General features: G+C 68.0%; 28 protein-coding genes. 14 read left to right on the plus strand and 14 right to left on the minus strand.

Translation table 11 applies throughout. The annotated features are described in order from the left end of the window. Positions 1–15: 15 nt before the first annotated feature. From NBT82_RS01985 to NBT82_RS02000, 4 genes are read right to left on the minus strand one after another with little or no spacing between them, the layout of a single operon-like run. On the minus strand, positions 16–1,749 hold the full coding sequence (locus tag NBT82_RS01985) for a type II secretion system F family protein (RefSeq protein WP_251329918.1): 1,734 nt from the start codon (positions 1,747–1,749) through the stop codon (positions 16–18). After that, positions 1,746–3,674, minus strand: coding sequence for an ATPase, T2SS/T4P/T4SS family (locus tag NBT82_RS01990; RefSeq protein ID WP_251329919.1), 1,929 nt, complete (start codon positions 3,672–3,674; stop codon positions 1,746–1,748). Before NBT82_RS01990 ends, NBT82_RS01985 begins: the two co-directional genes overlap by 4 nt. A 33-nt stretch (positions 3,675–3,707) precedes the next feature. After that, positions 3,708–4,142, minus strand: coding sequence for a DUF7311 family protein (locus NBT82_RS01995; RefSeq protein WP_251329920.1), 435 nt, complete (start codon positions 4,140–4,142; stop codon positions 3,708–3,710). Next, positions 4,139–4,867, minus strand: coding sequence for a DUF7310 family coiled-coil domain-containing protein (locus tag NBT82_RS02000; RefSeq protein WP_251329921.1), 729 nt, complete (start codon positions 4,865–4,867; stop codon positions 4,139–4,141). Before NBT82_RS02000 ends, NBT82_RS01995 begins: the two co-directional genes overlap by 4 nt. Before the next feature lie 108 nt (positions 4,868–4,975). Between NBT82_RS02000 and NBT82_RS02005 the strand changes: the two genes are divergently transcribed. Beyond that, the gene (locus NBT82_RS02005) at positions 4,976–6,058 is read left to right on the plus strand and encodes a tubulin/FtsZ family protein (protein ID WP_251329922.1); all 1,083 of its coding nucleotides are present in this window, start codon (positions 4,976–4,978) and stop codon (positions 6,056–6,058) included. 89 nt (positions 6,059–6,147) lie between these two features. Here the strand turns inward: NBT82_RS02005 and NBT82_RS02010 are convergent, their stop codons facing one another. Next, on the minus strand, positions 6,148–7,500 hold the full coding sequence (locus NBT82_RS02010) for an alkaline phosphatase family protein (RefSeq protein WP_251329923.1): 1,353 nt from the start codon (positions 7,498–7,500) through the stop codon (positions 6,148–6,150). 208 nt (positions 7,501–7,708) lie between these two features. Here NBT82_RS02010 and NBT82_RS02015 point away from each other — a divergent pair, with 208 nt between their 5' ends. Then, on the plus strand, positions 7,709–7,945 hold the full coding sequence (locus tag NBT82_RS02015) for a DUF7123 family protein (protein ID WP_251329924.1): 237 nt from the start codon (positions 7,709–7,711) through the stop codon (positions 7,943–7,945). On the opposite strand, the gene NBT82_RS02020 is transcribed toward NBT82_RS02015, so the two are convergent. Both NBT82_RS02020 and NBT82_RS02025 read right to left on the minus strand, forming a co-directional pair. Further along, complete coding sequence (locus NBT82_RS02020; protein ID WP_251329925.1) at positions 7,942–8,622, minus strand: winged helix-turn-helix transcriptional regulator; 681 nt, start codon at positions 8,620–8,622, stop codon at positions 7,942–7,944. The two genes, NBT82_RS02015 and NBT82_RS02020, sit on opposite strands and share 4 nt — an antisense overlap. Positions 8,623–8,668: 46 nt before the next feature. Then, complete coding sequence (locus NBT82_RS02025) at positions 8,669–9,811, minus strand: SPFH domain-containing protein (RefSeq protein WP_251329926.1); 1,143 nt, start codon at positions 9,809–9,811, stop codon at positions 8,669–8,671. A 270-nt stretch (positions 9,812–10,081) separates the two neighbouring features. On the opposite strand from NBT82_RS02025, the gene NBT82_RS02030 reads away from it, so the two are divergent. Beyond that, entirely contained in the window at positions 10,082–11,014 is a 933-nt protein-coding gene (locus NBT82_RS02030; RefSeq protein WP_251329927.1) for an AEC family transporter, read from the plus strand. A 30-nt stretch (positions 11,015–11,044) separates the two neighbouring features. Here NBT82_RS02030 and NBT82_RS02035 read toward each other — a convergent pair whose 3' ends face one another. Beyond that, positions 11,045–12,328 carry a cytosine deaminase gene (locus tag NBT82_RS02035; protein WP_251329928.1) on the minus strand — a complete coding sequence of 428 codons (1,284 nt, stop codon included), beginning with the start codon at positions 12,326–12,328 and terminating at the stop codon, positions 11,045–11,047. A 106-nt stretch (positions 12,329–12,434) separates the two neighbouring features. On the opposite strand from NBT82_RS02035, the gene codB reads away from it, so the two are divergent. After that, positions 12,435–13,829 carry a cytosine permease gene (gene codB, locus NBT82_RS02040; RefSeq protein ID WP_251329929.1) on the plus strand — a complete coding sequence of 465 codons (1,395 nt, stop codon included), beginning with the start codon at positions 12,435–12,437 and terminating at the stop codon, positions 13,827–13,829. Here codB and NBT82_RS02045 read toward each other — a convergent pair. Then, on the minus strand, positions 13,826–14,365 hold the full coding sequence (locus tag NBT82_RS02045; protein WP_251329930.1) for a tRNA (cytidine(56)-2'-O)-methyltransferase: 540 nt from the start codon (positions 14,363–14,365) through the stop codon (positions 13,826–13,828). The genes codB and NBT82_RS02045 overlap by 4 nt on opposite strands. Before the next feature lie 90 nt (positions 14,366–14,455). Here NBT82_RS02045 and NBT82_RS02050 point away from each other — a divergent pair, with 90 nt between their 5' ends. Beyond that, entirely contained in the window at positions 14,456–15,238 is a 783-nt protein-coding gene (locus NBT82_RS02050) for a DUF2797 domain-containing protein (RefSeq protein ID WP_251329931.1), read from the plus strand. Between the two features lie 39 nt (positions 15,239–15,277). Continuing rightward, positions 15,278–15,718, plus strand: a complete 441-nt coding sequence (locus tag NBT82_RS02055) for a hypothetical protein (RefSeq protein WP_251329932.1) — start codon at positions 15,278–15,280, stop codon at positions 15,716–15,718. Between the two features lie 21 nt (positions 15,719–15,739). On the opposite strand, the gene NBT82_RS02060 is transcribed toward NBT82_RS02055, so the two are convergent. Together NBT82_RS02060 and NBT82_RS02065 are read right to left on the minus strand one after the other, a co-directional pair. After that, positions 15,740–16,843: a glycosyltransferase family 4 protein gene (locus tag NBT82_RS02060; protein WP_251329933.1), complete on the minus strand. Its 1,104-nt coding sequence runs from the start codon at positions 16,841–16,843 to the stop codon at positions 15,740–15,742. Positions 16,844–16,923: 80 nt separating this feature from the next. Then, positions 16,924–17,982, minus strand: coding sequence for a glycosyltransferase family 4 protein (locus tag NBT82_RS02065; RefSeq protein WP_251329934.1), 1,059 nt, complete (start codon positions 17,980–17,982; stop codon positions 16,924–16,926). An 81-nt stretch (positions 17,983–18,063) separates the two neighbouring features. Here NBT82_RS02065 and NBT82_RS02070 point away from each other — a divergent pair, with 81 nt between their 5' ends. From NBT82_RS02070 to NBT82_RS02080, 3 genes are all read left to right on the plus strand, one after another. Then, positions 18,064–18,339: a ribonuclease P protein component 4 gene (locus NBT82_RS02070; protein ID WP_251329935.1), complete on the plus strand. Its 276-nt coding sequence runs from the start codon at positions 18,064–18,066 to the stop codon at positions 18,337–18,339. A 73-nt stretch (positions 18,340–18,412) separates the two neighbouring features. Continuing rightward, positions 18,413–18,661: a YhbY family RNA-binding protein gene (locus NBT82_RS02075; protein WP_251329936.1), complete on the plus strand. Its 249-nt coding sequence runs from the start codon at positions 18,413–18,415 to the stop codon at positions 18,659–18,661. After that, positions 18,658–19,545 carry a mechanosensitive ion channel family protein gene (locus NBT82_RS02080; protein WP_251329937.1) on the plus strand — a complete coding sequence of 296 codons (888 nt, stop codon included), beginning with the start codon at positions 18,658–18,660 and terminating at the stop codon, positions 19,543–19,545. Before NBT82_RS02075 ends, NBT82_RS02080 begins: the two co-directional genes overlap by 4 nt. Here the strand turns inward: NBT82_RS02080 and NBT82_RS02085 are convergent. Beyond that, positions 19,542–20,345: an HD domain-containing protein gene (locus tag NBT82_RS02085; RefSeq protein ID WP_251329938.1), complete on the minus strand. Its 804-nt coding sequence runs from the start codon at positions 20,343–20,345 to the stop codon at positions 19,542–19,544. The two genes, NBT82_RS02080 and NBT82_RS02085, sit on opposite strands and share 4 nt — an antisense overlap. Before the next feature lie 49 nt (positions 20,346–20,394). Further along, positions 20,395–20,871 carry a redoxin domain-containing protein gene (locus NBT82_RS02090; RefSeq protein WP_251329939.1) on the minus strand — a complete coding sequence of 159 codons (477 nt, stop codon included), beginning with the start codon at positions 20,869–20,871 and terminating at the stop codon, positions 20,395–20,397. Positions 20,872–21,000: 129 nt separating this feature from the next. Between NBT82_RS02090 and tatA the strand changes: the two genes are divergently transcribed. From tatA to NBT82_RS02110, 4 genes are all read left to right on the plus strand, one after another. After that, positions 21,001–21,270 carry a twin-arginine translocase TatA/TatE family subunit gene (gene tatA, locus NBT82_RS02095; RefSeq protein WP_251329940.1) on the plus strand — a complete coding sequence of 90 codons (270 nt, stop codon included), beginning with the start codon at positions 21,001–21,003 and terminating at the stop codon, positions 21,268–21,270. A 202-nt stretch (positions 21,271–21,472) separates the two neighbouring features. Further along, the gene (locus NBT82_RS02100) at positions 21,473–21,685 is read left to right on the plus strand and encodes a hypothetical protein (RefSeq protein ID WP_251329941.1); all 213 of its coding nucleotides are present in this window, start codon (positions 21,473–21,475) and stop codon (positions 21,683–21,685) included. Positions 21,686–22,130: 445 nt separating this feature from the next. Beyond that, entirely contained in the window at positions 22,131–22,520 is a 390-nt protein-coding gene (locus tag NBT82_RS02105) for a fluoride efflux transporter FluC (RefSeq protein ID WP_345780707.1), read from the plus strand. Then, positions 22,520–22,882: a fluoride efflux transporter FluC gene (locus NBT82_RS02110; RefSeq protein ID WP_251329943.1), complete on the plus strand. Its 363-nt coding sequence runs from the start codon at positions 22,520–22,522 to the stop codon at positions 22,880–22,882. The genes NBT82_RS02105 and NBT82_RS02110 overlap by 1 nt, the downstream gene beginning before the upstream one ends. A 395-nt stretch (positions 22,883–23,277) precedes the next feature. Here the strand turns inward: NBT82_RS02110 and NBT82_RS02115 are convergent, their stop codons facing one another. Continuing rightward, the gene (locus NBT82_RS02115; protein ID WP_251329944.1) at positions 23,278–23,808 is read right to left on the minus strand and encodes a cupredoxin domain-containing protein; all 531 of its coding nucleotides are present in this window, start codon (positions 23,806–23,808) and stop codon (positions 23,278–23,280) included. 127 nt (positions 23,809–23,935) lie between these two features. On the opposite strand from NBT82_RS02115, the gene NBT82_RS02120 reads away from it, so the two are divergent. Then, a complete protein-coding gene (locus NBT82_RS02120; RefSeq protein WP_251329945.1) occupies positions 23,936–26,722 on the plus strand; it encodes an ATPase, T2SS/T4P/T4SS family in 2,787 nt (928 codons plus the stop codon).

Genomic DNA, 26,722 nt, shown 5'->3' on the forward strand with positions numbered 1-26,722 from the left:
TCTCCGTATTTAAATTCACAGGAACAGACCGGCGCCGACGTACGCCGCGAAGTACGCGAGGGTCGCGAGACACAGTGCGGCGCCGACGCGATATCCGACGAGCGTTCGATCGAGCCCGCGTGTCAGTCCGCTCGAGAGAACGGTCAGCACGGCGGCCAGCCACAGGACGTACGCACCGACCGCGATACCGAGGGCGGCTGTCGGAAGGGCGCTGGCTCCGAACCCGGCACTCGTTCCCGCCCCGGCGTCCGAGACCCGGGCCGACAGCGCGACCGTCGCCCCGCCGACCAGGGGGCCGAAGACGGCCGCGGTGTTACTGAGCGTGTCGGTCACCCGCGCCAGTTCCCGTCGGGCGTCGCGCTCGACCCGCCGGAGTTCTTCGAGGTGTTCTGCGGTCGCCACGAGTGCGCTGCCCGCCGGCCGTCCCTCGGTCGCCGCGAGGCCGAAGAGAGTTGTCACCTCCTCGATCCGACGACTCGGCAACGAGGTCAGCGGTCCGCCCTCGCCGCGAAACGCTTCGGTCACCGTGTGCCCGAGGCGTCGCTGCCGTGCCACGGCCGCGTCGAGGACTTCTGCGGTCGCGCCGTCGAGTCGCCCCGCGGCGTCGGCGATGGCCACCTCGACGGCTTCACCGGACGCGACCCGGCGACCGACCAGGTATAGCGCGTCGTGCAGCCCCGACTCGACCGCGAGCACACGCTCGCGGACCTGCCGTGCCGCGTGGTGGTGGCACACGAGCGCCACCCCGATCCCGAGACCGACCGCGGCGATCGGACCCCCCCACGGGGCGACCCATCGTCCGACGAGGACGCCGCCAGCGGCCCCGGCAGCGGCACCTCCGACGAGCGCCCCCAGCCGATCGTCGGGCGTCTCGGGGTGATCCGAGTCGATCCGCGGCGGCGGGAACGCGATCGGTCGGCGAGCGAGAAGCCACGCCCCCACCACGACCACGACGATCGGAAGGACGACATCGTAGAGGACGACGACGGCCGCGAGCGGGATGCGGGCACCCGTCGCCCGTGCTGCCGGGAGGACGCCGATCAGCGCGAGCGGCAGGAGTATCCCGAAGGCGTACAGCGCGGTGACCGGCCCGCGGATCTCGCCCGTGAACGCCGCCAACTCCTCTCGGGCGCCGTCCAGCGCTGCCGAGAGAGCGCGGTCGAGCTGTCGACCCCGCTCGTCGGCCGGTGCCGACGCCGCGGCCTCAAGGCGGGACACTGCGCGGCCGAGCGCCGGGAAGTCGTCATCCCACTCGTCGGCGAAGGCTTCGAAGCCGCTCCGGGGCGTTCCACTCGCCCGGCGCACGTGCTCGTCGAGGCTCCGAGCGAGCGTGCCCGTCCCGGTCTGGGCGGCGAACGCGGCCGCGCGTTCGACGGTCGGATCGATACGCAGCCGCATGGCACCCCGTCCTACCAGCCCTGCGGCCCCGCCGAGCGCCCGCGTTCGGGACAGGCGCGCCAGCAGTCGAGGTAGCCGGTTCGCGGCGAGGGGAAGCGCGACGCCCAGAGCCATCCCCGAGGCCGTGACGACGAGCAGCCACCGGGGAGTGATCAGCGCGCCCGCCACCCCGCCGAGGCCAACCGCAGCGACGACGACGACCGTCGCGACGACTCGCACCGCGCGTTCGAGCGTCGGGGCGTCGATCGGTACGCCGAGATATGTAAGCGCCCGGTCGAGGGCCGGATCCGCAGCCGTGGGCCACGGCCAGCGGGGGGCGAGCCACCGGACGAGCACCGCCGGATCGCTCATTCGGCCACCCGCTCGCGCCGTGCCGTCTCGACCGCTTCCGGATCGGTACGGTCCGTCTCCGCCAGGTCCGCGAGGAGCGCCGACCGTCCGTCCAGTAGATCGAGTACGTCGGCGTAGGACTCGCCCGGCCGGGTGAGCGACGCGACGAGGCGACTGTTGCCCCGGTCGACGACGCCCGTCGGTTCGGCGCCGTCGTCTCCAGGTTCGAACAGCGACTCGAAGGTGACCGCTCCCTCGACGTCGCGAACCTCCTCGATGCTCGACACCCGACGTCGCTGGTCGGCCGAGAGGGTGACGAGAAAATCGGTCGCCGCGAACGACGACGCGGGCACGTCGAGGTCGGTCACCACGCGCTCGAACACCGCATCTGCACCGTCGCCGTGGATGGTCCCGAGGACGGCGCTTCCCGACGCGCCGACGTGCATGGCCTCGTAGAGCGTCGCTGCCTCCTCGCCCCGTACCTCGCCGACGACGAGCGCTCCCTCACCGAGACGGAGGGCGGTTCGGAGCGCCTCCGTCGCGGAGAGCGCTGGTCCGTCCCCGGTCTCGACGCGGAGCGACTGGACGTCTCGCCCGGCGTCGCGAAGCCTCGCCGCCGGAAGTTCGGGCGTATCCTCGACGACGACGGTTCGGGTCGTCGACGGAAGTTCCCACAGGAGCGCCGAGAGGAGCGTCGTCTTGCCGGCACCGCGTGGTCCGGCGATCAGTCCCGCGCCGGCACGTTCGACGGCGACCGAACAGAGCGCCGCCGCGTCCGCCGACAGGGTTCCGTTGGCGACGAGCGCCGGGAGCGTCCACGCGTCCCGATCGTCCGCACGGAAGACGAACCCGTAGCCGTCGCTGGCCGGGTCGGCGACCCCCGCCACCCTGATCCGGCCGTTTCGAACCGTCGTCGTCGCGTCGAGCGTCGGCGCGGCCCGTGAGAAGGCTCGGCCGCTCTCGCGTCGAAACCGAGAGGCCAGCGACGCAGCCCCCCGTCGGGTCAGGTGGACGTTCGTCGGCATCCGATCGCCATCGACCGACACGCGAACCGGATTCTCGCCGACCGGTGCCGTGATCAGCACCTCGGACACCAGCGGATCGGCGAAGAGGTCCTCGAGCATCCCGTGTCCTCGGGTGTGTCTCCGGAGGACGTGCTCTACCGCCGGCATCGATACGTCCTCGGCGTCCGGCTCCACGGCCCGGACGGCACGGGCGATCCGTCGGTCGTCGTCGGTGCCGGTTCCGATGCTGTCCACCAGGCGGTCGTGAGCGGCAGCGAGCGTCGCCAGTTCCGCCCCATCCAGTCGCGAGCTGACCGGTTCGAGCAGGTAGTACCCTCCCCCGTTCGTGCGGTACTGGCGGACCGTCGCGCGCGTTTCGAGGTCGCGCCGTCCTACCAGCGTCGCGTCCGGCGGTGGTCCCTCCGCAAGTCGTGCGTTGGCGACGACGGGTTTCACCGTCGATCCGAGGGCCTCTCGGTAGCCGCCGACCCGGTTCGCACCCGCGGCCAGTCCCGTGTTCGCGGCCAGCGTCGACACCGGTCCCGCTCGTCCCGTCGCGGAGCGGGCGGCCCCGAGTGGATCACGGCGCGCCCGCTCTGCGAGCCGTTCGTCGTGGACGGCAACGCGGGTCACGAACCGCCCCGCGGCGACCAGCAACCCGACTGCACCGTCGTCGTACACCCGTTCGACCCCCTCGCTCGTGACGCGAATCGCATCGACCGACAGATCGGCCAGTGCGTCGATCACCGTCGCCCGACAGCCGGAACTCGTCGCCAGGTCGCCGTCGCCGGGACAGTCGTCGGCGTCGACGACGAGTGTGACTCCGTCCTCGGGGTCGCTCCCCGGCGGGGATCGACCCGTCGGCTCACACCTGCAGACCTCCCCGTCTCCCTCCCGCTCGTCGTCGGTCGCGCCGTCCCGCAGCCGGTCCAGTAGGCGCATGCGACGCCCTGGCCGCCCGATCGCTCTTGAACCTCAGCCCCTCGTGACGACGACGCCGACACCTCGATCGCGCACGAGCGAGAGGACGAGTCGGTGACCGCCCGGACGCTCGACGACGACGGGGCCCTCGGGTGTCCGGAGATCGATCCCGCGGAGCGTCGTCCAGTGGGGGTGACGGCCGCCGACGCGGTAGCCGATCCGGTCCCGGCGGCCGTCGACTTGGAGGGTCGCGCTCGCGGCCGCGAGTGATCGGGCCGGGAGACGAAACCGCACGATTCGTCGCGCGCCCGCGACACCCGGCCGGGTCGGGTCCTCGTGGGTGAGCAGCGACCGCGCGGCACGCTCGACGCGGTGGGTGATGCCGTCGAGCCGTGTCGCGCTGTGTGTCCGTCTCCCCTCGTCGACGCCCGGACCGACCGCGGCGAACAGGGCGACGGCCAACAGCACCGCGAGCACGACGCGGATCACAGCAGTCGGCGGATCCGTTCGGCCAACGTCGTCGCCGAGTCGTCGGTACGGTCGGTCGGTTCCGGCTCCGCGTCCAGTTCGTTCCGGGCGGTGTCGGCCGCCGCCGCCGCGAGCGTCGTGGCGTCCGATCCCTCCACCGGGGACGGTCGCTCATGCGAGTCGGTCGCCCCGTCTCGGGTCCGCCGGGCACCCCGTCCGTCCGTCGGCGTGGGATCGTGCCCGGCCGCCGAGTGGATGTCGGTCCCCGCGTCCGCGGCGACGCCGCGGTCGCCGGCATTCGGTGCACCCGATTCGGGATCGACGTGTCGGTCGCCCGTCGGTTCCGATCCGGTCGTCCCGTAGGGCTCGCTCGGATTCGGCGTTCCGGGCCTCTCGGTCGTCACGGCCGTCCCAGTCGTTTCGGTCTCCCCGGCTCCCGGTCGGTCGTTCCCCCGCTTCCCGCTACCGTCCCGCAGTTCGGCTTCGAGGCGTTCGACGCGAGCGACGGCGGCGTTCGCCCGTCGTTCGACCGACTCGTCGACGGCGTCGACGCCGCCGACGAAGCCACGGAGGGCCTGGACTGTGGCCTCCAGTTCCGACAGCCGGTCGTCGACCTCCTCGGCGGTTCGGTCGAGTTCCGCCAGCCGGGTCTCCATCCGTGCCGCGTCGGGGAGGCCATCGTCCGCGTGACCGTCGGTGAGCGCGCGTTCGATCGCGTCGACACGTTCTTCGAGGGTGTCGTCCATGGCTCGCGGTGGCCGCGGCATCGCTCCTAAACCCTCGGCCCGGATGGCGGTCTCACGGTCGTACTCGCGTCGGAGAGTTGAAGGGGGCGCATGACACACGTCGGACGTATGAAGTCCGTCCTGATTGGTGTCGGACAGGCCGGCGGCAAGGTCGTCGACGCCCTGTCCGATTTCGACGCGCGGAACGGTTTCGGTGCAGTCATCGGCACGCTCGCGGTCAACAGCGCCCGCTCCGACCTGCAGTCCCTCCCCCTCGATACGGTCCTCATCGGCGGGTCACGGGTGAACGGCCACGGGGTCGGCGGCGACAACGAACTCGGCACGCAAGTGATGCGTGAGGACGCCCAAGAGGTCCTCGGCGCCATCGACGGCCGGGTGACTGCCCGTGCCGAGGCCATCTTCGTCGTCGCGGGTCTCGGCGGCGGCACCGGGAGCGGCGGCGCTCCATACCTCGTCAAGGAACTCACGCGCGTGTACGACGTTCCCGTCTACGGCCTCGGCATCCTCCCCGGCCGCGACGAGGGATCGCTGTATCAAGTGAACGCCGGCCGCTCGCTGAAGACGCTGACCAGGGAAGCGGACTCGACCCTGCTCGTCGACAACGACGCCTGGCGCTCGTCCGGCGAGAGCCTCGAATCCGGCTACGAGGCGATCAACGAGCGCATCGCCCGCCGGGTCGGCCTCCTGTTGGCCGCCGGTGAGGCGGTCGACGGCGTCGCCGAGTCCGTCGTCGACAGCTCCGAGGTCATCAACACGCTCCGTGACACCGGTGTCGCGACGCTCGGGTACGCCTCCGCGGAGGCGGCCGCCGACGCGAGCGCGAACGTGAACGTCGTCACCAGCACCACCCGGCAGGCGATTCGGTCCGGCCTGAGTCTCCCCGACACGTCGAGCGCAGAGCGCGGGCTACTGGTCGTCGCCGGGCGCCCCGACACCATCTCCCGGAAGGGTGTCGAACGCGCCCGCTCCTGGCTGGAGACGGAACTCGACACCATGGAGGTCCGCGGCGGCGACTTCCCGATCTCGGACGGTCGCCTGGCTGCGCTGGTCTTGCTCGGCGGCGTGGCGGACTCCGAGCGCCTCGACGGCTTCCTCGAACGCGCGCGGCAGGCCGCCCGCGAGGAGGAGGAGAAAGAGGAGAACACCGCCGCTTCGGCGTTCGAGGAAGAGCAGATCGACGGCCTGCTCTGATACGGATTATTGTAACTGTTTACCGGTGGGTCGCCGGACCGTCTCGGCGACCCACCAGTAATGACTTACAGTAAACCGTATGACTCCCGCTACTTCGAGGTGACCAGGCTGCCGCCGTCGAAGTCGGTGCGGCCGTAGTCGACGTCCATCAGGTCGAGGATCGTCGGCGCGATGTCGAACAGGTCCGCGTCCGAGATGGACGCCGACGGGTCGTCGACGAACAGCGTCGCGTTATCGAAGCTGTGCATCCCGTTGCGTGGCCCGACGTCGAACACGTCCTCGTGGCCCTTGAACCCGGACTTGAGGTCGAACCCGTGGTTCGGGATGGCGACGAGATCCGGCGCGATGTCGTCGTGTTCGCCGCGGAAGGCGTCCTCTTTCTCGACGACGCGCTCACACACGGGGTTCCCGTCGGGTCCTTCGAGCGCTTCCAGCGCCGCCTTCAGTTCGTCGCGGGTCGCTTCGTACTCTTCTTGGGCCACCGACCCACGCGGCTCCCGGCCTTCGAGGTTGATGTAGAACCGCCCGGGGATGAGCGAGTAGGCCCGGGACTCCTCCGCGATGTCGGCCAGGTCGTCGTGGTCGTCGTCCTCGAAGGAGAGCCAGCCTTCCTCTTGGAGCCACGCGTTGCAGTGGACCTCGTAGTCAAGCGACGTGAAGCCGTGGTCGCTCGCGACGACGAGCGTCACGTCGTCGTCCAGCATCGACCGAATCCGCCCGACGTAGTCGTCGACCTTCCGGTAGAACTCCATGAACGCCTCCTTGTTCGGGCCGTCGCGTTCGTAGTCCTTGAACAGGAAGTGGTTAACCCGATCGGTCGTCATGAAGACGCCGAAAAACAGGTCCCAGTCGTCGCGTTCGAGGTACTGTGAGAAGGCCTCGAACCGGGTGTCGAGGGTGTCGTGAGCGTCCTCGACGAACTCGCTTTTGTCCTCTTTGTGTCCGAGTTTGGCGTTCACGTCGATGGCGTAGTCGATAGACTGCAGGTAGTCCCGAAGGTCGTCGGGGTGGGCTGCCTTGTCGACGCCGGGCGAGAGAAAGCCCGACACCATGCGCTGGACGTTCCGCTGTGGTGGGAAGGTCACGGGGACGTTCATCACCGTCGCGGTGCGTTCGGCTTCCTCGAGTCGGTCCCACAGCCGCGGGGCCTGGACGTCCTGTCCCATCGGGACGTAGGTGTCGTACGATCCGGACTCGCGGTCCTGGAAGCCGTACACCCCCGTCTCCCCGGGATTGACGCCGGTCGTGAGCGCCGGCCAACAGGCGCTCGACTCCGGCGGAACGATGCTGTCGATGGCGCCCGCACTCCCCTCGTCGGCGAGCGCTGCGAAGTTCGGGAACTCCTCGGGATGGTCCTCGAGGAGGCTAAAGGGCACCCCGTCGATGCCGACGAACGCGACGCGCGGGTGATCCTCTCCGCGCAGTCTATCGAACAGACCCATACCATCGCATATCCGGGACGCCAATAAGTATCTTCGTTTCCGGCGGGTACGGGCGGTTGCTACGACGGCCGCCGGCTGTTAGGTAACCGTACCGCACTGCCCGCTCTCGGGACGTTCCGGTCGGTGTCTCGGCACACTAATCGACCGACAGAGGCGTGTTAACCACACGTACCAAACTCCCTATTACCGTGACGACCCTGCTTCCGGTATGAGCACGAGTGCCGCCGGCAACGACCTCACGGACAAACAGCGCCGCATCCTCGCGTACCTTCGCGAACACGCTGCCAGCCAGACGTACTTCAAATCGCGACTCATCGCGTCGGAACTCGGCATGACTGCCAAGGAGGTCGGGGCGAACATGACCGCCATCCGGAGCGGCGAGTTCGACGTGACGGTCGAGAAGTGGGGGTACTCCTCGGGAACGACCTGGAAGGTCGACGTTTAGGGATCGTACCGGAGCACCTCGTCCGCCTCGGCCGCGAACGCCGCCGTCTCCGCGTCGAAGGAGTCCGCGTACCGGACCAGTAGCGTGATGATCGTCTCCGGGCGCGCCACGGTGTAGCCGTCGTCCCGGACGAGCAGTCCCGCTTCCTCGAGTTCCGAGACGTACGTGCTCACCGTCGCCCGCGACACGCCGATGGCGTCCGCGACGGCGCTGCCCGTCGCGTCGGGATGCCGAAGCAACGTCAGCACCATCCCGCGTGGCGTCTCGCGGCGCAGGTAGCCGAGCGCCACCTGTTCGAACGTCGAGAAGCGACCGGCCAAAAAGAAGCGCCGGTAGTCGCCGTCGCGCCGAGAGACGATGGCGGGGTCGTCGGATCGCCGCTCCGACGAGGGCACGTCCGCGTCGCTCGCGCGGCCGTCGTCGAGCAGTCGGCGAAGGTGGTGTTGGGTCTCGCCCGTACCGAGTTTCAGGTCGTCGCGGAGCTTCGAGAAGTGAGCCCCGGGTGTCGTCCGGACGTAGCCGAGGATGGCGTCGCGGGCGTCGCTGCGTTCGGTCGTCGCCCGTGCCTCCGCCTCGCCCGTCCCGAGGCTGGCGAGCGGCGTCGCCGCTCCCAGCGCAGCGAATCGACGCAGGGTGGCCCGCTTGTCGGCGTCGACACCTCGGTCCTCATCGGACATCTACCGTAACACCGGAGCCTGCGGACTAAAGCGTGTCGCACGCCGTCTACTCGGGTTCGGACTCGGGCTCCTCTCGCGAGAAGTCGGCGCCTTGGTCGGCCTCCTCTACGACCTCGTCGGGGCTTTTGATGTCCGTCCCGGCACCCGACTTGATCGCCTCGGCTTCCTGTTCGAGCTCCTCGATATCCATCTCGGCGGCCTCGTCGATCTGTCCGAGGATCTCCTCGATGTCGTCGAGGCCGATCAGTTCCCGCGTCTCCTCGTCGAAGTCGAGCGAGTCGAGTGCCTGGCTGTCCTGAACGTCGCTCCCGGTCAACTGCTTGCCGTAGCGACCGACCAGCGACGTGAGTTCCTGCGGGAGGACGAACGTCGTCGACTCGCCCTGTCCGATGCGTTCGAGCGTCTCCATCCCCTTGTCGATGACCGCACGCTCGCCCATCGACTCCGCGGACTTCGCGCGCAGCACCGTCGAGATGGCGTCTCCCTGCGCTTCGAGGATCTGGCTCTGCTTTTCACCCTGGGCGCGGATGATGTTCGACTGCTTTTCACCCTGTGCCGTCTCGACGGCGCTCCGCCGTTCGCCCTGCGCTTCGAGGATCATCGCCCGCCGGCGCCGTTCCGCGGAGGTCTGTTGTTCCATCGCCTGCTGGACGTCCTTCGAGGGGTTCACTTCCCGCACCTCGACGCTCTCGACGCGGACCCCCCACTCGTCGGTCGGTTCGTCGAGTTCCTTCCGGATGCGGGCGTTGATCTCCTGGCGCTTGTTCAGCGTGTCGTCGAGTTCCATGTCGCCGAGAACGGCTCTGAGCGTCGTCTGGGCGAGGTTCGACACCGCCATCTTGTAGTCGTCGACCTCCAGAAACGCCTTCTTGGCGTCCATCACCTTGATGTAGACGACGGCGTCCGCCGTCACCGGCGAGTTGTCGCGCGTGATCGCCTCCTGGCGCGGCACGTCGAGCGTCTGCGTTCGCATGTCGAAGGCGTACGTCCGCGAGACGAACGGGGGGATGAACGTGATCCCCGGTTCGAGCAGGCGGCGGTACTCGCCGAACACCGTCAGCGCCTTCTTCTCGTAGGCGTCGACGATCTCGACCATCTGGTAGACCGTGACGATGGCGAGCAACAGGACGAGAACGCCCACGAGGAGCGGTCCGAGACCGGGGATCAACTGCAGTACGACGGGGCCCATGGCGGCATGTTAGAGTGTAGTTGGCAAAAGAGTTCGCACGATGACGCCGGCTCGGGAAAGATTCATATACGCCCGCCCATATCGACAGACATGGACATACAGACGAAAAAACACGGGATAAAACTAAGAATATCCATTAATTTTCCATTTCAATTGTTTATCATGGGTGTATCGCGTTTCAAAACAAAACGATGTCCGTGGGGTGGTAAACACCGTCCGGTGGGTCGCGAGGACGCTCGCTCGGGTCACGGGGGACGGTGCTAACCGTCCGTGTCGGTGCTCGCCGGTCTCCGGGCCGGTGCCCTGGATCAACTCGTGTACGTCCTGGTCTGTCTCGGCGCCGGGATCGCGGCCCAGCGCGCCGGGGTACTCACCGAGCGGTGGACCGACCGGCTGAACCACCTGGCGTTCTACGCCGCCCTTCCCGCGCTCGTGTTCGTCTCGGTGTACGGCCAGTCGCTCGGTGCGCTCGTCTCGCCGGCGCTGGTCGGTGGCCTGTGGGTGGCCCTGTTCGGGACGGCGTTCGTGGCGTGGTACGTCCACCGTGACTACGCGTCGGCCACGCGCCGGGGGGTCGCGACGATGCAGTCGTATCACACGAGCGTCGGCGTCCTCGGGCTTCCGCTCGTGGCGGCGCTGTTCGGCGCGCGCGTCACCGCCGTCGCGAGCGTCGTGTTGGGGATCGTCGCCTTCTCACAGCTACCGTTGACCGCGTTCCTACTCGCCCGGGTGGGGAACGCCGAGCGACGACTCCGCGACGAGGTCGTTCGCTTCTTCGGGAACCCGGTGCTCGCCGCCCTCCTCGCCGGCGCTTCCGCCTCCGCGCTCGGTCTCCCCGTTCCCGACCCAGCCATCGAATCCCTCGATGCCGTGTCCGAACTCGCACTTCCGGCCGCCCTTCTCTGTGTCGGCGCCTCGCTCCCGCTCGACGCGCGACCCTCGGACCTCGAGACGACCGGGGCGGTCGTCGGTCTGAAACTGGGCCTGATGCCGATTCTCGCGTGGGCGACGTTCTCACGGCTCTCCGTCGCGTCGGCGACGCTCGTCGCGGCGGTGGTCATGCTCGCGATGCCGACGGCGGTATCGACGTTCGTCTACGCTGGCGAGTTCGGTGGCGACGATGGGTTCGCCTCGACCAACGTCTTCGCGACCTTCGTCGGGTCGGTGGGAACGCTGTTCGTGTTGCTCCAATTTCTCCGGTAGTTCCGGTCGCCGGCGGGACTCGGAGCCGACTTACCGGTGGAAGTCCACCGTCCTCGTCTCTCCGTCGCGGTGGACCGTCGCACTCGCCGGATCGGTTCGGGCTACGGCCTCGCCCGACCGGAGGACGAGCGTCCGCGGCGCGCGGGTCCGGAGGGCGTTGAACGGGTCGGGACTGTCGTAGACGACGAGCGACCCCTCGGTGCCCTCCCGCAGGCCGTACCCCTCGGCCCCGAACACCTCGGCGTTCGCCTCGGTCAGCATCTCCCACAGGGTGGCCACGTCGCCACGGCCGGCCATGTGGGCGTAGTGCAGGAGGACGAACGCGGCGTCGAGGGGGTCGGCCTGCCCGTAGTGATACCACGGATCGAGGACGGAGTCGTGACCGACGCCGACGGTGACGTCGGCGGCCCGGAGTTCGTCGATGCGGGTGTGCCCGCGGCGTCGCGGGTAGTCGTCGTAACTCCCCTGCAGCACCGAGTTGTCGGGTGGGTTCGTCACGACGCTCACGCCGCTCTCGGCGAGCAGCGAGATCAGTTTGTCGGCGTAGGCATTGTTATAGGAGTGCATCGCCGTGGTGTGACTCGCCGTCGTCCGGCCGCCGATCCCGCGCTTGAGCGCCTCGCTCGCCAGCACCTCGGTGAACCGCGATCCCGGGTCGTCGGTCTCGTCGATATGCAAGTCGAGCGGCAGGTCGTGGCGTTCGGCGAGGTCACAGACCGTCTTCACGCTCCGGACGCCGTCCTCGCGGGTGTGTTCGTTGTGCGGGATCGCCCCGATCACGTCGACGCCCATCGCCACCGCCTCGCGGAGCAGATCCTCGTGAGACTCGTCGGTGAAGAGCCCGTCCTGTGGGAAGGCGACCACCTGCAGGTCGACGAGGTCCGACACCTGGGTCCGCAGTTCGAGAAGTGCCTCCACCGTCGTCAGCGACGGCTCGGTGGTGTCGGCGTGGGTCCGTATCCGCGTGACGCCGTTGGCCGCGTACCACTCGACGGTCCGAGTCGCCCGTTCGACGATGTCGTCGACGGAGATGTCCGTCTTGTACTCGGCCCAGACCTCGATGCCCTCCGCGAGCGTCCCGCTCTCGTTCCACGCGGGGTCGCCCGCGGTCCCCGTCGCGTCGAGGTGGACGTGTGGTTCGATCAGCGGCGGCGTCACCAGCCGTCCGTCGGCGTCGTGCCGTCGGTCAGCCGGGAACGCCTCGCGGTCCCCCTCGCCCGCGGGAACGATCCGGCGGATCGTCCCCTCGCGGATCTCCACGTCGACGGCGTCGCCGGCCAGCGTTCGCCCCCCGGTGACGATGTATTCCGACATATCGGATCGATGGCCAGCCGGTACATATTCCTTCGGACTCCCCGTTTCCACACAAACGTGGACGTGATGCCAAATTTTATCAACAATACTCGTTCCACAAGGGGTAATGGCAACCGAAGAGGAGTCCTCGGCGTGGCGGACGTTCGTATTCGGGGACGAGGATCTCCCCGATCCGGACTATCCGATCGATCACGTCCCTTCGAACGAACGCAAAGGGTTGGTGAGTATCTCCGCGGTGTTGCTCGGCTTCGTCTTTTTCGCCGGGACGCTGTGGTCGGGCGCGGAGGTGGGCGCGGCGATGGGGTTCGGCCCGATGCTGTCGGCGACCGCCGTCGGCTACGCCATCCTCGGCGTCTACGTCGCGGCGCTGTGTGGCATCGCGGCGAAGGCTGGACTGACGACCGTTCTCCTCGCCCGGTACAGTTTCGGTCGGTGGGGTGCGAAGTTCGCCGACCTCCTCCTCGGCGGGACGCAGGTCGGCTGGTTCGGCGTCACCATCCCGATGGTCGCCATCCCGACGGCGACCTTCTTCGGGGTCGAATCCCGGCCGTTCGTCCTCGCACTCGTCGTGATCTGGGGCGTGCTTCACCTCGCGACGGCCTACTTCGGCTACGAGGGCATGGAGAAACTCTCGTTGATCGCCGTCCCGATTCTGGTCGTCGTCGGCCTGCTCTCCGTGTTCATCGCCGTCGGCGACGCCGGCGGCGTCTCCGGCCTGTTCGCCGGGGGCGGAAGCGGGGAGATGGGCTTTGCCGCGGCGGTCACCATCGTCGTCGGCACGTTCATCAGCGGCGGGACGCAGGCGCCCAACTGGGCGCGGTTCGCGTCGTCCACCCGCGTCGGCTTCTGGGCGGGGCTCATCGCCTTCCTCCTCGGCAACGGCTTTCTCTTTCTCTCCGGCGCCGTCGGCGGCGCCGTCTACGACGTGACGCCCGCCGGTGATCTCTACGAGGTGCTCGCCGCACAGGGACTGGCCGCAATCGGGCTGATCGCCCTGATCCTCAACATCTGGACGACGAACGACAACGCCGCCTACGCCTTCGGCGTCGCCGGCAGCGAAGCGTTCGAGTTCGACCGCAAGCGCCCCTTCGTTCTGGCCGGCGGGACCGTCGGCATCCTCCTCGCACTGGCCGGGGCCGAGAGCCTGCTCATCCCGTGGCTGTCGACGCTCGGACAGTACGTGCCGCCCCTCGGTGGCGTCATCATCGCCGACTTCCTCCTGTGTTGGCGGCTGGACGTCCCGCGGATGGACGACGTCGACTTCACCGAGGTTCGCTGGATCGCCGTCATTGCCTACGTCGTCGGCATCGCCGTCGCCGTCTTCACCGCCGGACAGGTCGTGCCCGGGGTTGCCGCTCCCCAGGTGCTTCCGGGGCCGGGCGGCGCGGCGCTGAACGGCCTCGCCGCCGCCTTCGTCGTTCACACTGCGGCGTACTACCTGCTCGAAGGGACCGGATTCCTCGCCGGCCACGACGTCGATCCGTCGGCCAACCGGCTCTAATCGTCCACTTCCTCGACCCGCTTGCCGGTCGCTTGCGGAACCACCCGCCGATCGGCGTCCTCCCACTTTCGGTCGAGTTCCCGCCCCTCGAACAGGCGGTCGAGAAACACGGCCAGGGCCGCCACCTCCGAGTGGGGCTGGTTCGTCACGCCTACGTTCCAGTTGGCGCGGTCGTACACCTCGAAGTCCACCTTTCCGGCGCCGACGACGACGAGTAACGGGTCGGTTCGGTGGCGCTCCCGAACGGCGTCGGTCACCGTCTCGACCGGTTCGCCGTACATCGTGAGGTGGACGACCGGCCCCTCCCAGTCCCGGAGGATGGGGCGGTAGGCGTCGGTCACCGTCACGTCGAAGGGGCCGCCGAAGCGGTCGGTGATGTCGGCCACCGTCTCGGCGGCCTGGGAGGCGTCGCCGACGAGGACCGCCCGGTCGGCACCGAGCGCCCGCGCCGTCAGGGCCACGTGCGTCGTCATGCGGTCGTCGCGGCCGGGTCGGTGTCCCAGCCGCAACACGACCACCTCGGGGGTCTCCTGCATACTCGACGGGAGTGGACCGAGGGGGTAACGGCTTTCGGAACGCTCGGCCGGGAGAGACACGCCTTTACTCGCCGGCCCCGAAGGCTCCCTGTGCAGATCGTCGGCTACGACATGCCCGACGGCGGCCTCCTCGTGAGCGACGGCAGTGCGGCCGACGACGGGCCGGACGGCGACCGGCACCGGCCCGTGACGTCCGTCCCCCTCGACCCCGGTGTCGATCTGTCCTACCGCCTCGACGACCGTCACTGTGCGGGCACCGTCACCGACGACGGCCACCGCCCGTGTGACGCCGATGGGACGCCGTACTGCCCCGAACACACCTCGACCTGGGTCTGTGCCCGGTGTACGGGTACGTGTCTCAAAGACGAGATGGACTGTTTCGACGAGCACGCGGTCTACCTGGCGGCGTTCGCACCCGCCACGTTCAAAGTCGGCGTCACCCGGGAGTGGCGTCTGGAGACCCGTCTTCGCGAACAGGGGGCGGACCGCGGCGCCCACCTCCGGACCGTCGCCAACGGCCGGATCGCCCGTGAGATCGAGGCCGAACTCGCCGCGGAGATCCCTGACCGGGTGCGGGTCCCGGAGAAGCTGGCGGGCCTCGGCCGGTCGGTCGACGAGCGGGCGTGGGCGGACCTGCTCGAGGACTTCGACCCGCTGGCGACCGTCGAGTTCGACTACGGGCTCGACCTCTCGGAGCGCCCGGTCGCCGAGACGCTCGCCACTGGGCGGGTGCGCGGGACGAAGGGACGCCTGCTCGTGCTGGATCACGGCGGCAGCACGTACGCCGTCGATCTGCGGGACCTCGTCGGCTACCGGGTGACGTCCGGGGGGACCGACCGTCGCCTGCAGTCGAGTCTCGGTGCCTTCGAGTAGACGGCAACCCTTTTCGGCGTGGGTTTCGAATCCGGTCACATGGCAGACGACGACACCGGCGACGAGTCCGAGGCAGCGGGCGGCGAAACCGAAGACGCGGGCGAGAGCGAGGGAGAAGAGAAGTCCTTCCGCGAGCGCGTCGAGGAGATCCGCGAGCGACGCGCCGAGGAGCGCGAAGAGGGCGAGCGCCCCGACCCGGAGGAGATGATGAGCGGCGAGGGTGGCCCCGGCGGCAACCCCTTCGCGCAGATGATGAGCGGCATGATGGGCGGCGGCGGTCCCGGCGGCATGGGCGGCGGCGGCGGTCCCGGCGGCATGGGTGGCGGCCCGCCCGGCATGGGCGGCGGCTCAGGCCGCGGTGGCGAGGAAGAGTCCGTCGGCAACGAAGAACTCGTCCGCGAGGTCCGCCAGCTCCGTGACGAGGTCCGCGACGCCACCCGACAGCTCCAGCGGATCGCACAGGCGATCGAAGACGACTGATCGGCATCCCGTGACGGCCGTCTAGCTCACGCGCTCGTACACGTCCGCCAGTCGATCGACCGCCCGGTCGATGCCGTGTCGATCCCGCCTGGCGAGACAGCTCTCCTCGAGTCGCTCGCGGTCGGACAAGGTCCGTCGGATCGACTCGCGTAGTCCTTCTACGTCGCCGGTCTCGAAGTGATACCCCGTCTCGCCCTCGATCACGGTATCGGCGAGGGCACCGTCGTTCGCGCCCACGACCGGCGTACCACAGGCGTTTGCCTCCAGCGCCACCAGTCCCTGCGTCTCGATCGGACTCGGGAAGACGAAGGCGTCGAGCGCGCTGTAGAACGCGGGGAGTTCGTCGCGGTCCAGAAAGCCGAGAAAGCGGGCGTCGACGCCGCGGTCGGCTGCCCGGGCTTCGAGGTCCGCGCGGGCCGGGCCGTCCCCGCCGAAGACGACCGTCGCGTCGAGCGTCGCCGCCGCGTCCACGAGGTCCGTCAGCCGCTTCTCGTAGCCGTGACGGCCGGTGTATCCGAGCAGCGTCCCGGCGTCGTCGAGGCCATGGCGCGACAGGAAGGCCGCGGGATCGACCCGGCGGAATCGCTCCGTATCGATGCCGTTGGGGATGACGGTCACCGGCGTCGAGACGCCGACTTCGTCGGTGAGGTGGTCGGCGGTCGCCCCGCTCGGCGCGACCACGGCGTCGGCACGGTCGAGGAACCACCGTTCGTACCGCTCGCTCGCTCGCTCGACGAGGCGCTCGACCGCCTCGCTCGGGGCCAGGTAGTCGGCGTACTCCGCGCTCGGCGTGTGATACGAGGCGACGAAGGGCCGGTCGTGCCGTCGCGCGAGTCGGAGTCCAGCCAGCCCGACGGCGAAGGGCGTGTGGGCGTGAACGACGTCGACGTCCCGGACCCGACGGGGGATCCAGGGGACGCCGAGACGGAACCCGGGGTAGAACGGGAAGGGGAGGCTCCGGACCGGATACTCACCGGTGCGGGCGGCGTAGCCGTCGGTCCGGGGGTAGACCACGTCCATGCGGCCGCCGCGGTCGGCCCAGCAGTCGCGCCAGGCTTCGACGGTGTAGGTGACGCCGTTGACCGTCGGCAGGTAGGTGTCCGTGAAGGCGGCGACCGAACGCATTGCCGGCGGTTCGGCGAGGAGGGGTTAATCGCTTGTGACTTCGTCGTCGGGACCGATGGCGTCGGCGCGGCGGTGCCGGCTCAGACGCTCCCTCGACGAACGTCCCGGTAGGCCTCGACGAGTTTCTCGCCGACCCGCGACAGCGAGTGGTCGCTCGCCGTCGCCCGCGCGTTCTCGCCCAGTCGCTCCCGGAGGTCGGGGTCGGCGGCCAGACGGTCCAGCGCGTCACGGAACTCCGCCCGCGTCTCGCATTTCAGGCAGTCGTGACCGTGGGTGTAGAACTCCTCGAACACCGGAATATCCCGCAGGACGACCGGTTTGCCACACGCCATCGCCTCCAACACGGCGATGCCTTGGTTCTCCGCCTTGGTCGGGAACAGGTAGACGTCGCCTGCGGCGAAGGCGCCGCGCTTGTCGTCGACCCAGCCGGTGAACGTGGCGTTCTCGGGTGGGTTCCGGGTCCACCGACGAACCGCCTCGGAGGCCTGTGGCCCCGAGTCGTAGGGTCCGAACCACGCGAACTCGTAGTCGGTCTCTTCGGCGAGCCGACAGAACGTCGAGAGGCCCTTGCGCTCGAAGACGTTGCCGACGGAGAACGCGACCAGGCCCTCCAGGTCGAACCGGTCGCGGTACTCCTCACGGAGGGTCTCGAACCCCGACAGCGAGTCTACGTCGACGCCGTTGGTGATCGGACGGATCGGCGCCTCGACGGGGTAGGACTCGAGAACCCGTTTCGTGTAGGCGCTGGGACAGAGCACCAAGTCGGCCTGCGAGTAGAACCACCGGAGATACCGACCCAGCGGGCCGGCAAGGTGGGTCGACCCCCGGAAGCTCTCGGCGAAGTCCTCGCGCGTGACGTGGGCGTGGAGGACCAGCGGCGTTCCCGTCCGCTTTGCGTGCCGGGCCACCGCGACCGTCCCGGGGCCGATCATGTTGCAGTGAGCGACGTCGTACGCCCGGATGGCCCCTTCCCCACGGAGCGCCGATCCGACGGCCCGAAGCGGCGAATCACCTGCCCACGGCGAGGTGAGCACCGACACGTCGGTGGTCGACAGGGCCGCGCGTTGCTGGGCGGCGGCGGTTCCGATCCCGCTCCGATCCAGTCGCCCCGCCAGTTCGAGGTAGTTCAACACCCGCACGAGCGGCGATTGCGCGGTGACCGTTTTTACGCTACCGATCCCTGTCGGAAGGTCTTTGCCACCGCCCGGCCGGGGTCGTACATGGGCATCGCCGAGGAGCGGATCGAGCGGTTGGCGACACTCGCCCGCAGTGCCGTCTCGGACGGTGAGGAGGACCGCGCCCGAGAGTATGTCCGCCTCGCCCGCCGCATCGCCGAGCGCAACCGTCTCTCCCTCCCGCGTGCGTTCCGGCGGTTCACCTGTGACGCCTGCGATGTCTACCTCCGCCCCGGGCAAAACGCGCGCGTCCGGTTGCAGGACGGCCACGTCGTCGTCCGCTGTGACTGTGGGGCGACGGCCCGCTACCCCTACGACTGACCGGGAGCGCGATGCTGTCCGCCCCCGCTCGGATAATATAAACGTTCAAACCGTTTCGGATCCAGTATCGGGTATGGATACGCAAGCGTTGCGCAAGCGGGCCCACGACCTCGACGTGACGGTGTGGGTCGGCAAAGGGGGCGTCGATCCGGTCGTCGACGAATGTGCTGACCAACTGACAAACGAGGCGCTGGTGAAGGTGAAGTTCCTGCGGTCTGCTCAGGGGGGCACGGACGTGGAGTCGCTGGCGGCAACCCTCGCGGAGCGAACGGATGCGGCCGTCGTCGAGACGCGAGGTAACACTGCCGTGCTTCACCGATGACCGGGGTGGCGCTCCAGAGCGGGGCGCTCGCACGCTTCCTCTCGGAGAGTGGTGTCCCCTACGCCGACGCCATCGGGTCCGCCGTCGTCTTTCTCGTCGTCCTGGCGGCCATCTACGCCGTCGGGCGTGTGATCATCCTCTCGCTCGTCGACCGGATCCTCGACTCCCGGGGACTGGAGACACACGCGAGGCGGCCGCTGCGGAAACTCACGCTGTTGCTCGTCGTCTTCGCTGGCGTCGCCATCGCCTTCGGCCTCGCGGGATACGGCGACTTCCTCCAGTCGCTCGCGACGGTCGCGGCCGCCGCGACGCTCGCCATCGGCTTCGCCATGCAGGACGTCATCGCCAACTTCGTCGCCGGCGTCTTCATCTTCACCGACAAACCCTTCAAGATCGGCGACTGGATCGAGTGGGACGGCAACTCGGGCATCGTCGAGGACATCAGCTTCCGCGTCTCGCGCGTGCGAACCTTCGACAACGAACTGCTGACCGTCCCCAACTCCCACCTCACCGACGGCGTCATCAAGAACCCCGTCGCCAAGGGGAAACTCCGACTGCAGGTCCCCTTCGGCATCGGCTACGACGACGACATCGAGCGGGCAAACGAGATCATCCTAGAGGAAGCCCACGCCCATCCGGACATCATGGCCGACCCCGAGCCCTCGGTGCGACTGACCGAACTCGGCGACTCCTCGGTCGTGCTCAAGTCCCGCGTCTGGATCGACGATCCGAGTCGGTCGGACTTCGTCAAGACGCGCGGCGAGTACGTCACCGCGGTGAAAGAGCGGTTCGACGAGGAGGACATCAACATCCCCTATCCGAACCGGACCCTCGGGGGGACGCTCGAACTCGGCGGCGTCGACGAGACGGTCGTCTCGGACTAGAGTTCGATCCGTTCGACCAGCCCGCTCTCCTCTTTCGTGTTGATGGCGACGATCCGGACGTGGTCTTCGAGCGTCGAATCCCGGAGCTTCGCCTTCAGTAGGTTGTCGACCTGGTAGACACCTGCCGCGTTCACCATCTCGATTTCGACCAGGACCGCCGCGTCGTCGCCTTCCGACAGCGTGACGTTGCGGATCGCTCGACTCGACAGGGTGTTGATGCCCCGGCCGCCCTTCTCGTAGGGGATGCGCGACCGCCCCCGCTCCATGTCGAGGGCGTCGGCGACACGGATAACGCCCGCTTCGCGGGTCAGCGGGTCCTCCTCAGTGTGATGACAGAGGATTGCGTGCAGCGTTTCGGCTTTCGCCCGGACGGCCGCCTCCGTCTCGTAGAACTCCGACAGGAGTCGGTCGAGGAGGTCGGCGGCGAGCGGGATGGAGTAGTAGGCGTGCCGGTCGCGGTGGACGACGTGGCCCACGTCGTGAAGGGTGGCCGCTAGGGCGACGACCACCGGTTCGTCGGCCTCGTCGAGGCCCTGATCCGCCGCCCCGTTGAACGGGACGCCGGCACGCTTCAGTAGTTCGTACAGGCGAAGCGCCCGGTTCCGGACGATTTCGATGTGTTTCGGGCCGTGGTCGTTGTACCCCTTCCGTTTGACGGCGTTGACGTTCTGAGCGTCGAGATACGCGCGGACCTCGGGATCCTCCACGACGGCCGGGAGCACCCGGTTCAGTTTCTCGTCCGGGAAGGCGTGTGGTGCGTCCGGATCGTACTCGCGACCGTCGGCGTCGTCGGTGTCCATACGAGTCAGTCGTATCCCGACGAGAAAAAGCGCGCCGTCCGCCCCCGTCTCAGGCCGCGGCGTCGGCCGCCGCCTCGCGGACCGCCTCGTAGTCCGGCTCCTGTTTCGGGGTATCGCCGAGCCAGCGGTAGGTGATCCGTCCGTCGCCGTCCACGACGAACACCGCCCGCTGGGCGACGCGCATGTCGACCGGCGGGAACGCGTCCGCCACGCCGTAGTCGTCGATCAGTTCCCGCCGCTCGTCGCTCAGGAGCCCGAAGTTCAGATCGTTCTGTCGGCGGAACTCGTTGAGCGTGTAGGGGAGATCCACACTGATCCCGTACACCGTCGCGCCGACGTCCTCGAAGTTGGCCAGCCGATCGCGGAAGGTACACATCTCCGTCGTGCAGGTGTTGGTGAAGGCCGCTGGGAAAAAGGCGAGGACGATCGGTGCCTCGTCTAGGTTGTCCGAGAGTGTGAACGACGCTACGTCACCGTCCGCGAGCGGGACGGTGAAATCGGGTGCCTCGTCGCCGATGTCGACCATACACGACATTGATCGGTGGCCGACATTATACTGTCGACCGTGGCTGTGGCGGCGGGTCGGCCCGGTCGTCGGCTCAGACCGTTCGGTCCAAAAAGCCTATAATCGCGAATCGGCTAGCCGGATGTAGTGATGTACGACTCAATCATTCCACTGTTCCCCGGGCTGCCCGGCGGGCCGGAGCTGCTCATCGTGCTTTTCGTCCTCGTTTTGCTGTTCGGGGCGAACAAGATCCCGAAACTGGCTCGCTCGACCGGCCAGGCGATGGGCGAGTTCAAGCGCGGCCGCGAGGAGATCGAGGAGGAACTGCAGGAGGGTGTCGAGTCCTCGGACACCGACGCGACTGCGGCGACCGGCGAGACGACCGAGACGACCGAGACGGACGCCGAACGGAGCAACTGACCCGGCCGTCCCCCGCCCCGGGCGCCGCGTCCGGACCGCTCCCTTCACCGCTTTCCCCTCTGTCGCTTTTCTCCCGTCGATCCCAGCAGTAGTAATACATTGGGCGGTCGGCCGCGACTGGACGGGCATGGACGAACGCGACGATATCGCCCAATAGGTCAGACGGCTTCACGACGAGACGCCACACGCGGTCCGTGTCTCGGTGACGCTCTCGACGGAGACCCGCCGCGTGCTGAGTACGGTCCGTGAGGATCTGAGCGATCGTGCCGGCGAACCAATCGCGAACACGAACCACGTCGTTCCACTCGTGCTCGAAGGTGCCGCGCGATATCACGAACGGGCTTCGGATGGAGGGGGCGACCCCGACCTCCGCTGGCTCACTGCGTCGATTCACGACGCGGTCGAGTCGGAGTGAGCGGCCGCCACCCCAACGACGATCAGCCGAGCGGTTCGTCGGTGACGACGAGGTTGCCGCGGTCCTCGGCGTTGCCGAGGCTACCCGGTGAGAGGTCGACGACGTTAAAAGAAGACGAGATCCGGCGTGGGAAGCGCCATCACTGCGACGAATCCAGTACCATCCGAACGATCGCTGGTCCTCGAGGCCGCGGTAGGCGTTCACCGCGATCCAGAGGTAGTGAACCAACACAGCATCGTGCCGGCGGTGTCATACGGCGTTCCGTCGGAGGCGTCGCCGCCGAAACCCCACCAGAGGACCATCGAGAACGTGATGGGTCCGGTGGAGCGGTTGAAGATCGCGACGTCCCTGTTCGATCCGTAACCCAGCAGCCACGTTTCGCATCGATGCGACACCGGTATTGAAGCCGTCCCGCCCCGAAGGTCGGATCGACACCGACCCGATCATGACCCGGACGATGGCGGCACGACTCCGAACGCTCGAGGTCGTCTTCCTCGTGGCGATCGGCGGCTTCGCCGGCGCGAACATGCGACACGTCCTCTCGATCGTCGTCCCCGGACTCGGGGGGACCTTCGCGGCGAACGTCCTCGGCTGTCTCGCCCTCGGATTTCTGGTCTACGAGGCTGAACTGGTCGGCATCCTTGCCGAGAAGACGGGGTTCGTCGCCGCTACGGGCTTTCTTTCCTCGTTTACCACCTACAGTACGTTCGCCCTAGAGGCCGTCCAGTCGCCGACGCTCACGGCAGTCGGCTACGTCGGGGCGACGTACGTCTGTGGGTTCGCCGCGGTTCTCGTCGGCCGGCGGCTCGCACGGAGTCTGGAGGGGAGCGCCTAGTGGTCTCCCCGGCCTACCTGATCGGTGCCGGCGCCGCCGTGGGGGCGGTCCTACGCTATGCGACCAACCAGTACGTGGACGGTGTCGCCGCCCGGCGACGGTTCCCCTACGGCACCTTCACCGTCAACGTCGTCGGCTCTTTCGTTCTCGCCTTGGTCACCTTCCTCGGCGCCGGCACCGACGTCCTGTATCTGATCGGAACCGGTGCCTGTGGCTCGTACACGACGTTCTCGTCGTTTTCGGTCGACACCGTGCGCCTCTGGGAGACCGGGGACCGCCTCCTCGCCGGGTGGTACGCCGCAGCGAACTTTCTGGGCGCGCTGGGGGGTATCGGACTGGCGTTCGGCGTATCGACCCTCTGATCGTTCCGGGATCGGCCGCGCCACGCCCGACGCTCCCCGTCAGTGGTCGATGGGCCACATACCGGCATCGCTCCGGACCCGTCGTGCCCGTGTGCTCCCGGTCCTCGGAGCCAGCCGTCTCGATGCCCCCCTCGATCCGGTGGACGAGATCGGCGGTATCCGTCGCGTCGGCGACGGCGAGGACCTCTCGCCCGCGATCCCTCCCGCGTGCAGGTCGCGTGCGCGACCTCCGTCGCCGGGGACCCTCCGGCGCGTGTGCCGAACGTCTCCAGGAGGGCGATGGCATCGCTTCGGTTCCTGTGACTGACACTGTCTTCGACGGACGGCGCGGTGATGGATGTGGGCTCGCCGACGAACCGCGTTCCGTCGAACGGGGAGGGTAACACGTCGGGGAACTACTGAGCCTCGCACGGCAGCATCTCCTCGTCGTAGTCCTGTTCTCCGACGACGACGGCCGCACAGCCGCCGATGTGGCCGAAGTCGTACGAGCATTTGTACTCGTAGACGCCCGGTTCGGGGAAGTAGTGGCTGACCGGATCGCTGCTCAGGTCCTCGTCGAAGCTCCACTCCGAGGCGATGTCGGGGTTGAACGCCCGTCTGCTGCGCTCCGAACTCGACGGCGACATCGACGTGACGCTGTGTGAGCCGATTCCGTCGTAGGTCCACTCGACGACTGTCCCCGGCTCCACCTCTGCGACCATCGGGATGAACGTCTTATTCTCGACGGTGACGTTCAGGACGGGTGCGTCCTCGGGTGGCCCGCTCGGCGTGGGGGTGGCCGTCGTGGTCGCCGTAGCCGTTGCGGTCGGAGTGGCCGTCGCCGTCCCGTCGTCGCCGCCACCGCCATCCGAGCCACCCGAACAGCCCGCAAGCGATCCGACGAGTCCAGCGGCCGCTGCAACGACTTTCCTGCGACTGAATACCATAGACGAGCCCGCTTGGTGAGGGTGCGTCAAAAAACATTCGAGGTCGTTCGGGGGCGCTCACCCTCCGATTATCAGCCGTCTAGATCGGCCACCAGAGTTTATATTCGGGAACTCCCTGAACTGGTCAATGGCTATCGACGACGCCGAGGGTTCCGGGTCGGGGGGGCCCGACGGCGCGGCGACCGCCGGTCCGGACCGTGGGGACGGGGACCCCGCGACCCTTCCCGAACTGCTCGCCGCGGGCGATACCGCAGCGACGCGACTCGACGCCGCGGTCTCCCGCTCACGAGCCGACGGTACACCGGTCGTCAAGGACCTCTGGTCGTGGGAGGACTACAAGGAAGAGTTCTACTACGACGCCGACGGGACTCCGCCGACCGACGGGAACGGGGAGCCCATCCCGTTCGATCCGACGGACACGCTGGGGTTCGACCCCGAGCGGACGGAGAACGTGCTGTCCGGGGCGGCCGACCTCGCCGCCGAACTCGGCGCCGTCGTCGACGATCGGACGGTGTCGGTCGACGCGGCTCTCGACGAGGACGCCTTCTTCAGCACTGAGTTCGGGACGACGACGGTCGCCAACCGGTACGATCTGGAGAAGACGGTCCCGCTCGAAAAGAAGACCCACTTCGTGGAGGAGGATCGCTACTGGGTGAACAAACCGTACGCGTACGTCGTCATCTTCCGTTCGCTGAAGGAAAACGAGCAGAAGTACTACGTCGTCCAGCCCCACACCACGCCGATCGAGGAGGAACTGGTCGACTTTCTGACGGCCAAGCTCCAGAACGCGATCAAGTACGCGGACGTGGGCGTCGCCGGCGGTCTCGAGGAGCGCGAACGCGTGATCCGGGACGAGACCTACACCCTCCTCGAACGCTACGACCTCTATTCCCGCACGTCGGGGGCCGGATTGCTCGACACCATCGCCTCCCAGATCGGCGTCGAAGCGGCCGAAGGGACCGCCGGACGGCTCCTCTCTAGGCTCGGCTGGCAGCCCCAGTCCGAAGTCGACGAGGAGATCTCCGGGATCACAGCCCGACCCGAACCCGCCGTCCTCGAGGAGGATTCGGACGACCTCTCCGAGTACCAGGTGGAGAAACTGCTCTACTACCTCAAGCGCGACTTCATCGGCTACGAACGCATCGACGCGATCAAACACGACATCAACGTCGAGGACATCTCGTGTGACGGCTACCACTCGCCCGTCTTCGTCTACCACAGCGACTACGAGCAGATCATCTCCAACATTTACCACGGGGACGACGAACTCGACGACTTCGTCGTCAAACTCGCCCAGCGGTCGGGCAAGGGCATCAGCAAGCGCCGGCCGCAGGTGGACGCGACCTTGCCGGACGGTTCCCGCGCCCAGCTAACCCTGGGCAAGGAGGTGTCCGACCACGGCACCAACTACACCATCCGCCAGTTCAAGGACGTCCCGTTCACCCCCGTCGACCTCATCAACTGGAAGACGTTCTCGCTGGAGGAGATGGCGTACCTCTGGCTTGCCATCGAGAACAACAAGTCGCTGATCTTCGCCGGGGGGACCGCGTCGGGGAAGACGACCAGCCTGAACGCCGTCTCGCTCTTTATTCCCTCGAACTCGAAGATCGTCTCCATCGAGGACACCCGCGAGGTGGAACTCCCCCAGCGCAACTGGGTGGCCTCGGTCACCCGCCCCTCTTTCTCCGACGACGAACAGGGGGAAGTCGACGAGTTCGACCTGCTGGAGGCGGCGCTCCGGCAACGGCCGGAGTACATCGTCATGGGCGAGATCCGTGGTGAGGAGGGGCGCACCCTGTTCCAGGTCATGTCGACCGGACACACCACGCTGACGACGTTCCACGCCGACAGCGTGGGCGAGGTGTTGAAGCGGTTCACCACCGAGCCGATCAACGTCTCGAAGACGATGTTCACGGCCCTCGATCTGGTGTCGATCCAGACCCAGACCAGGGTCGGGGGACAGAAGGTCCGCCGGAACAAGAACCTCACCGAGATCAACTTCTACGACGCCGAAAACGACGAGATCAACGTTCAGGACGTCTATCAGTGGCAGGCCGAGACAGACGAGTTCCTCCGCATGAGCGACTCGAACACCTTAGAGGAGATCCGCTTCGACCGCGGGTGGACCCGATCCACCCTGGAGGAGGAACTGTTCAAGCGGCAGGTCGTCCTCGCGTATCTCATCGAGAACGGTCTCAACACGTACACGCAGGTAGCGGCCACCGTCCAGGCGTTCATCAACGACGAGGAGACAATCCTCGCGCTCATGGCGGAGGGGCGCCTCGAACGCAGCCTGGAGGACCTCCGCGAGATGGAGTCCGTGCTGATCGACATCGATCCGGAGAAGGAGGCGATGGTTCCCCGTCCCGATCCGAACGAGCGGGGACTCGAGCTCTGTGCCGACCTTCTCGACCGTGCCGAGTCGGAACTGTTCGACGACTACCGCGGCGAGGACGTCGCCGGCATCGACGACGCTCTGGGTGGGATAGAGGGTGCCGCCGACGTGACGGCCGAGGCGGGTGCCGAGTCACCACCGGTCGAGCCGGGTGACACGGCTGCCGTCGACGACGACGCCCCGGACGGGAGCGGGGAGGAAGACGCCGCCGATCCGGCCCCGTTCGCGGACGACCCCGACGACGAGTTCGACATCTCCTTCGACGCTCCGGACGCGGACGACGGATGGGGTGGGGCAGCGGACGACGTGAGCGACGCGGGCGTGGACGACGTCTCGCTCGACCCGACGGCGGACGAAAGCGAAGAATCGACCGCCGAGACGGACACCGACGCGGGAGACGCCGAGGCGGACACCGACACGGGAGACGCCGAGACGGACACCGACACGGGAGACGCCGAGGCGGACATCGACGGGTGGGGCTTCGGTGACGTGACCGACACCGACGACGGGGAGGACTGA

Origin of the sequence: Haloplanus sp. HW8-1 (genome assembly GCF_023703795.1) — an archaeon.
Lineage (GTDB): Archaea > Halobacteriota > Halobacteria > Halobacteriales > Haloferacaceae > Haloplanus > Haloplanus pelagicus.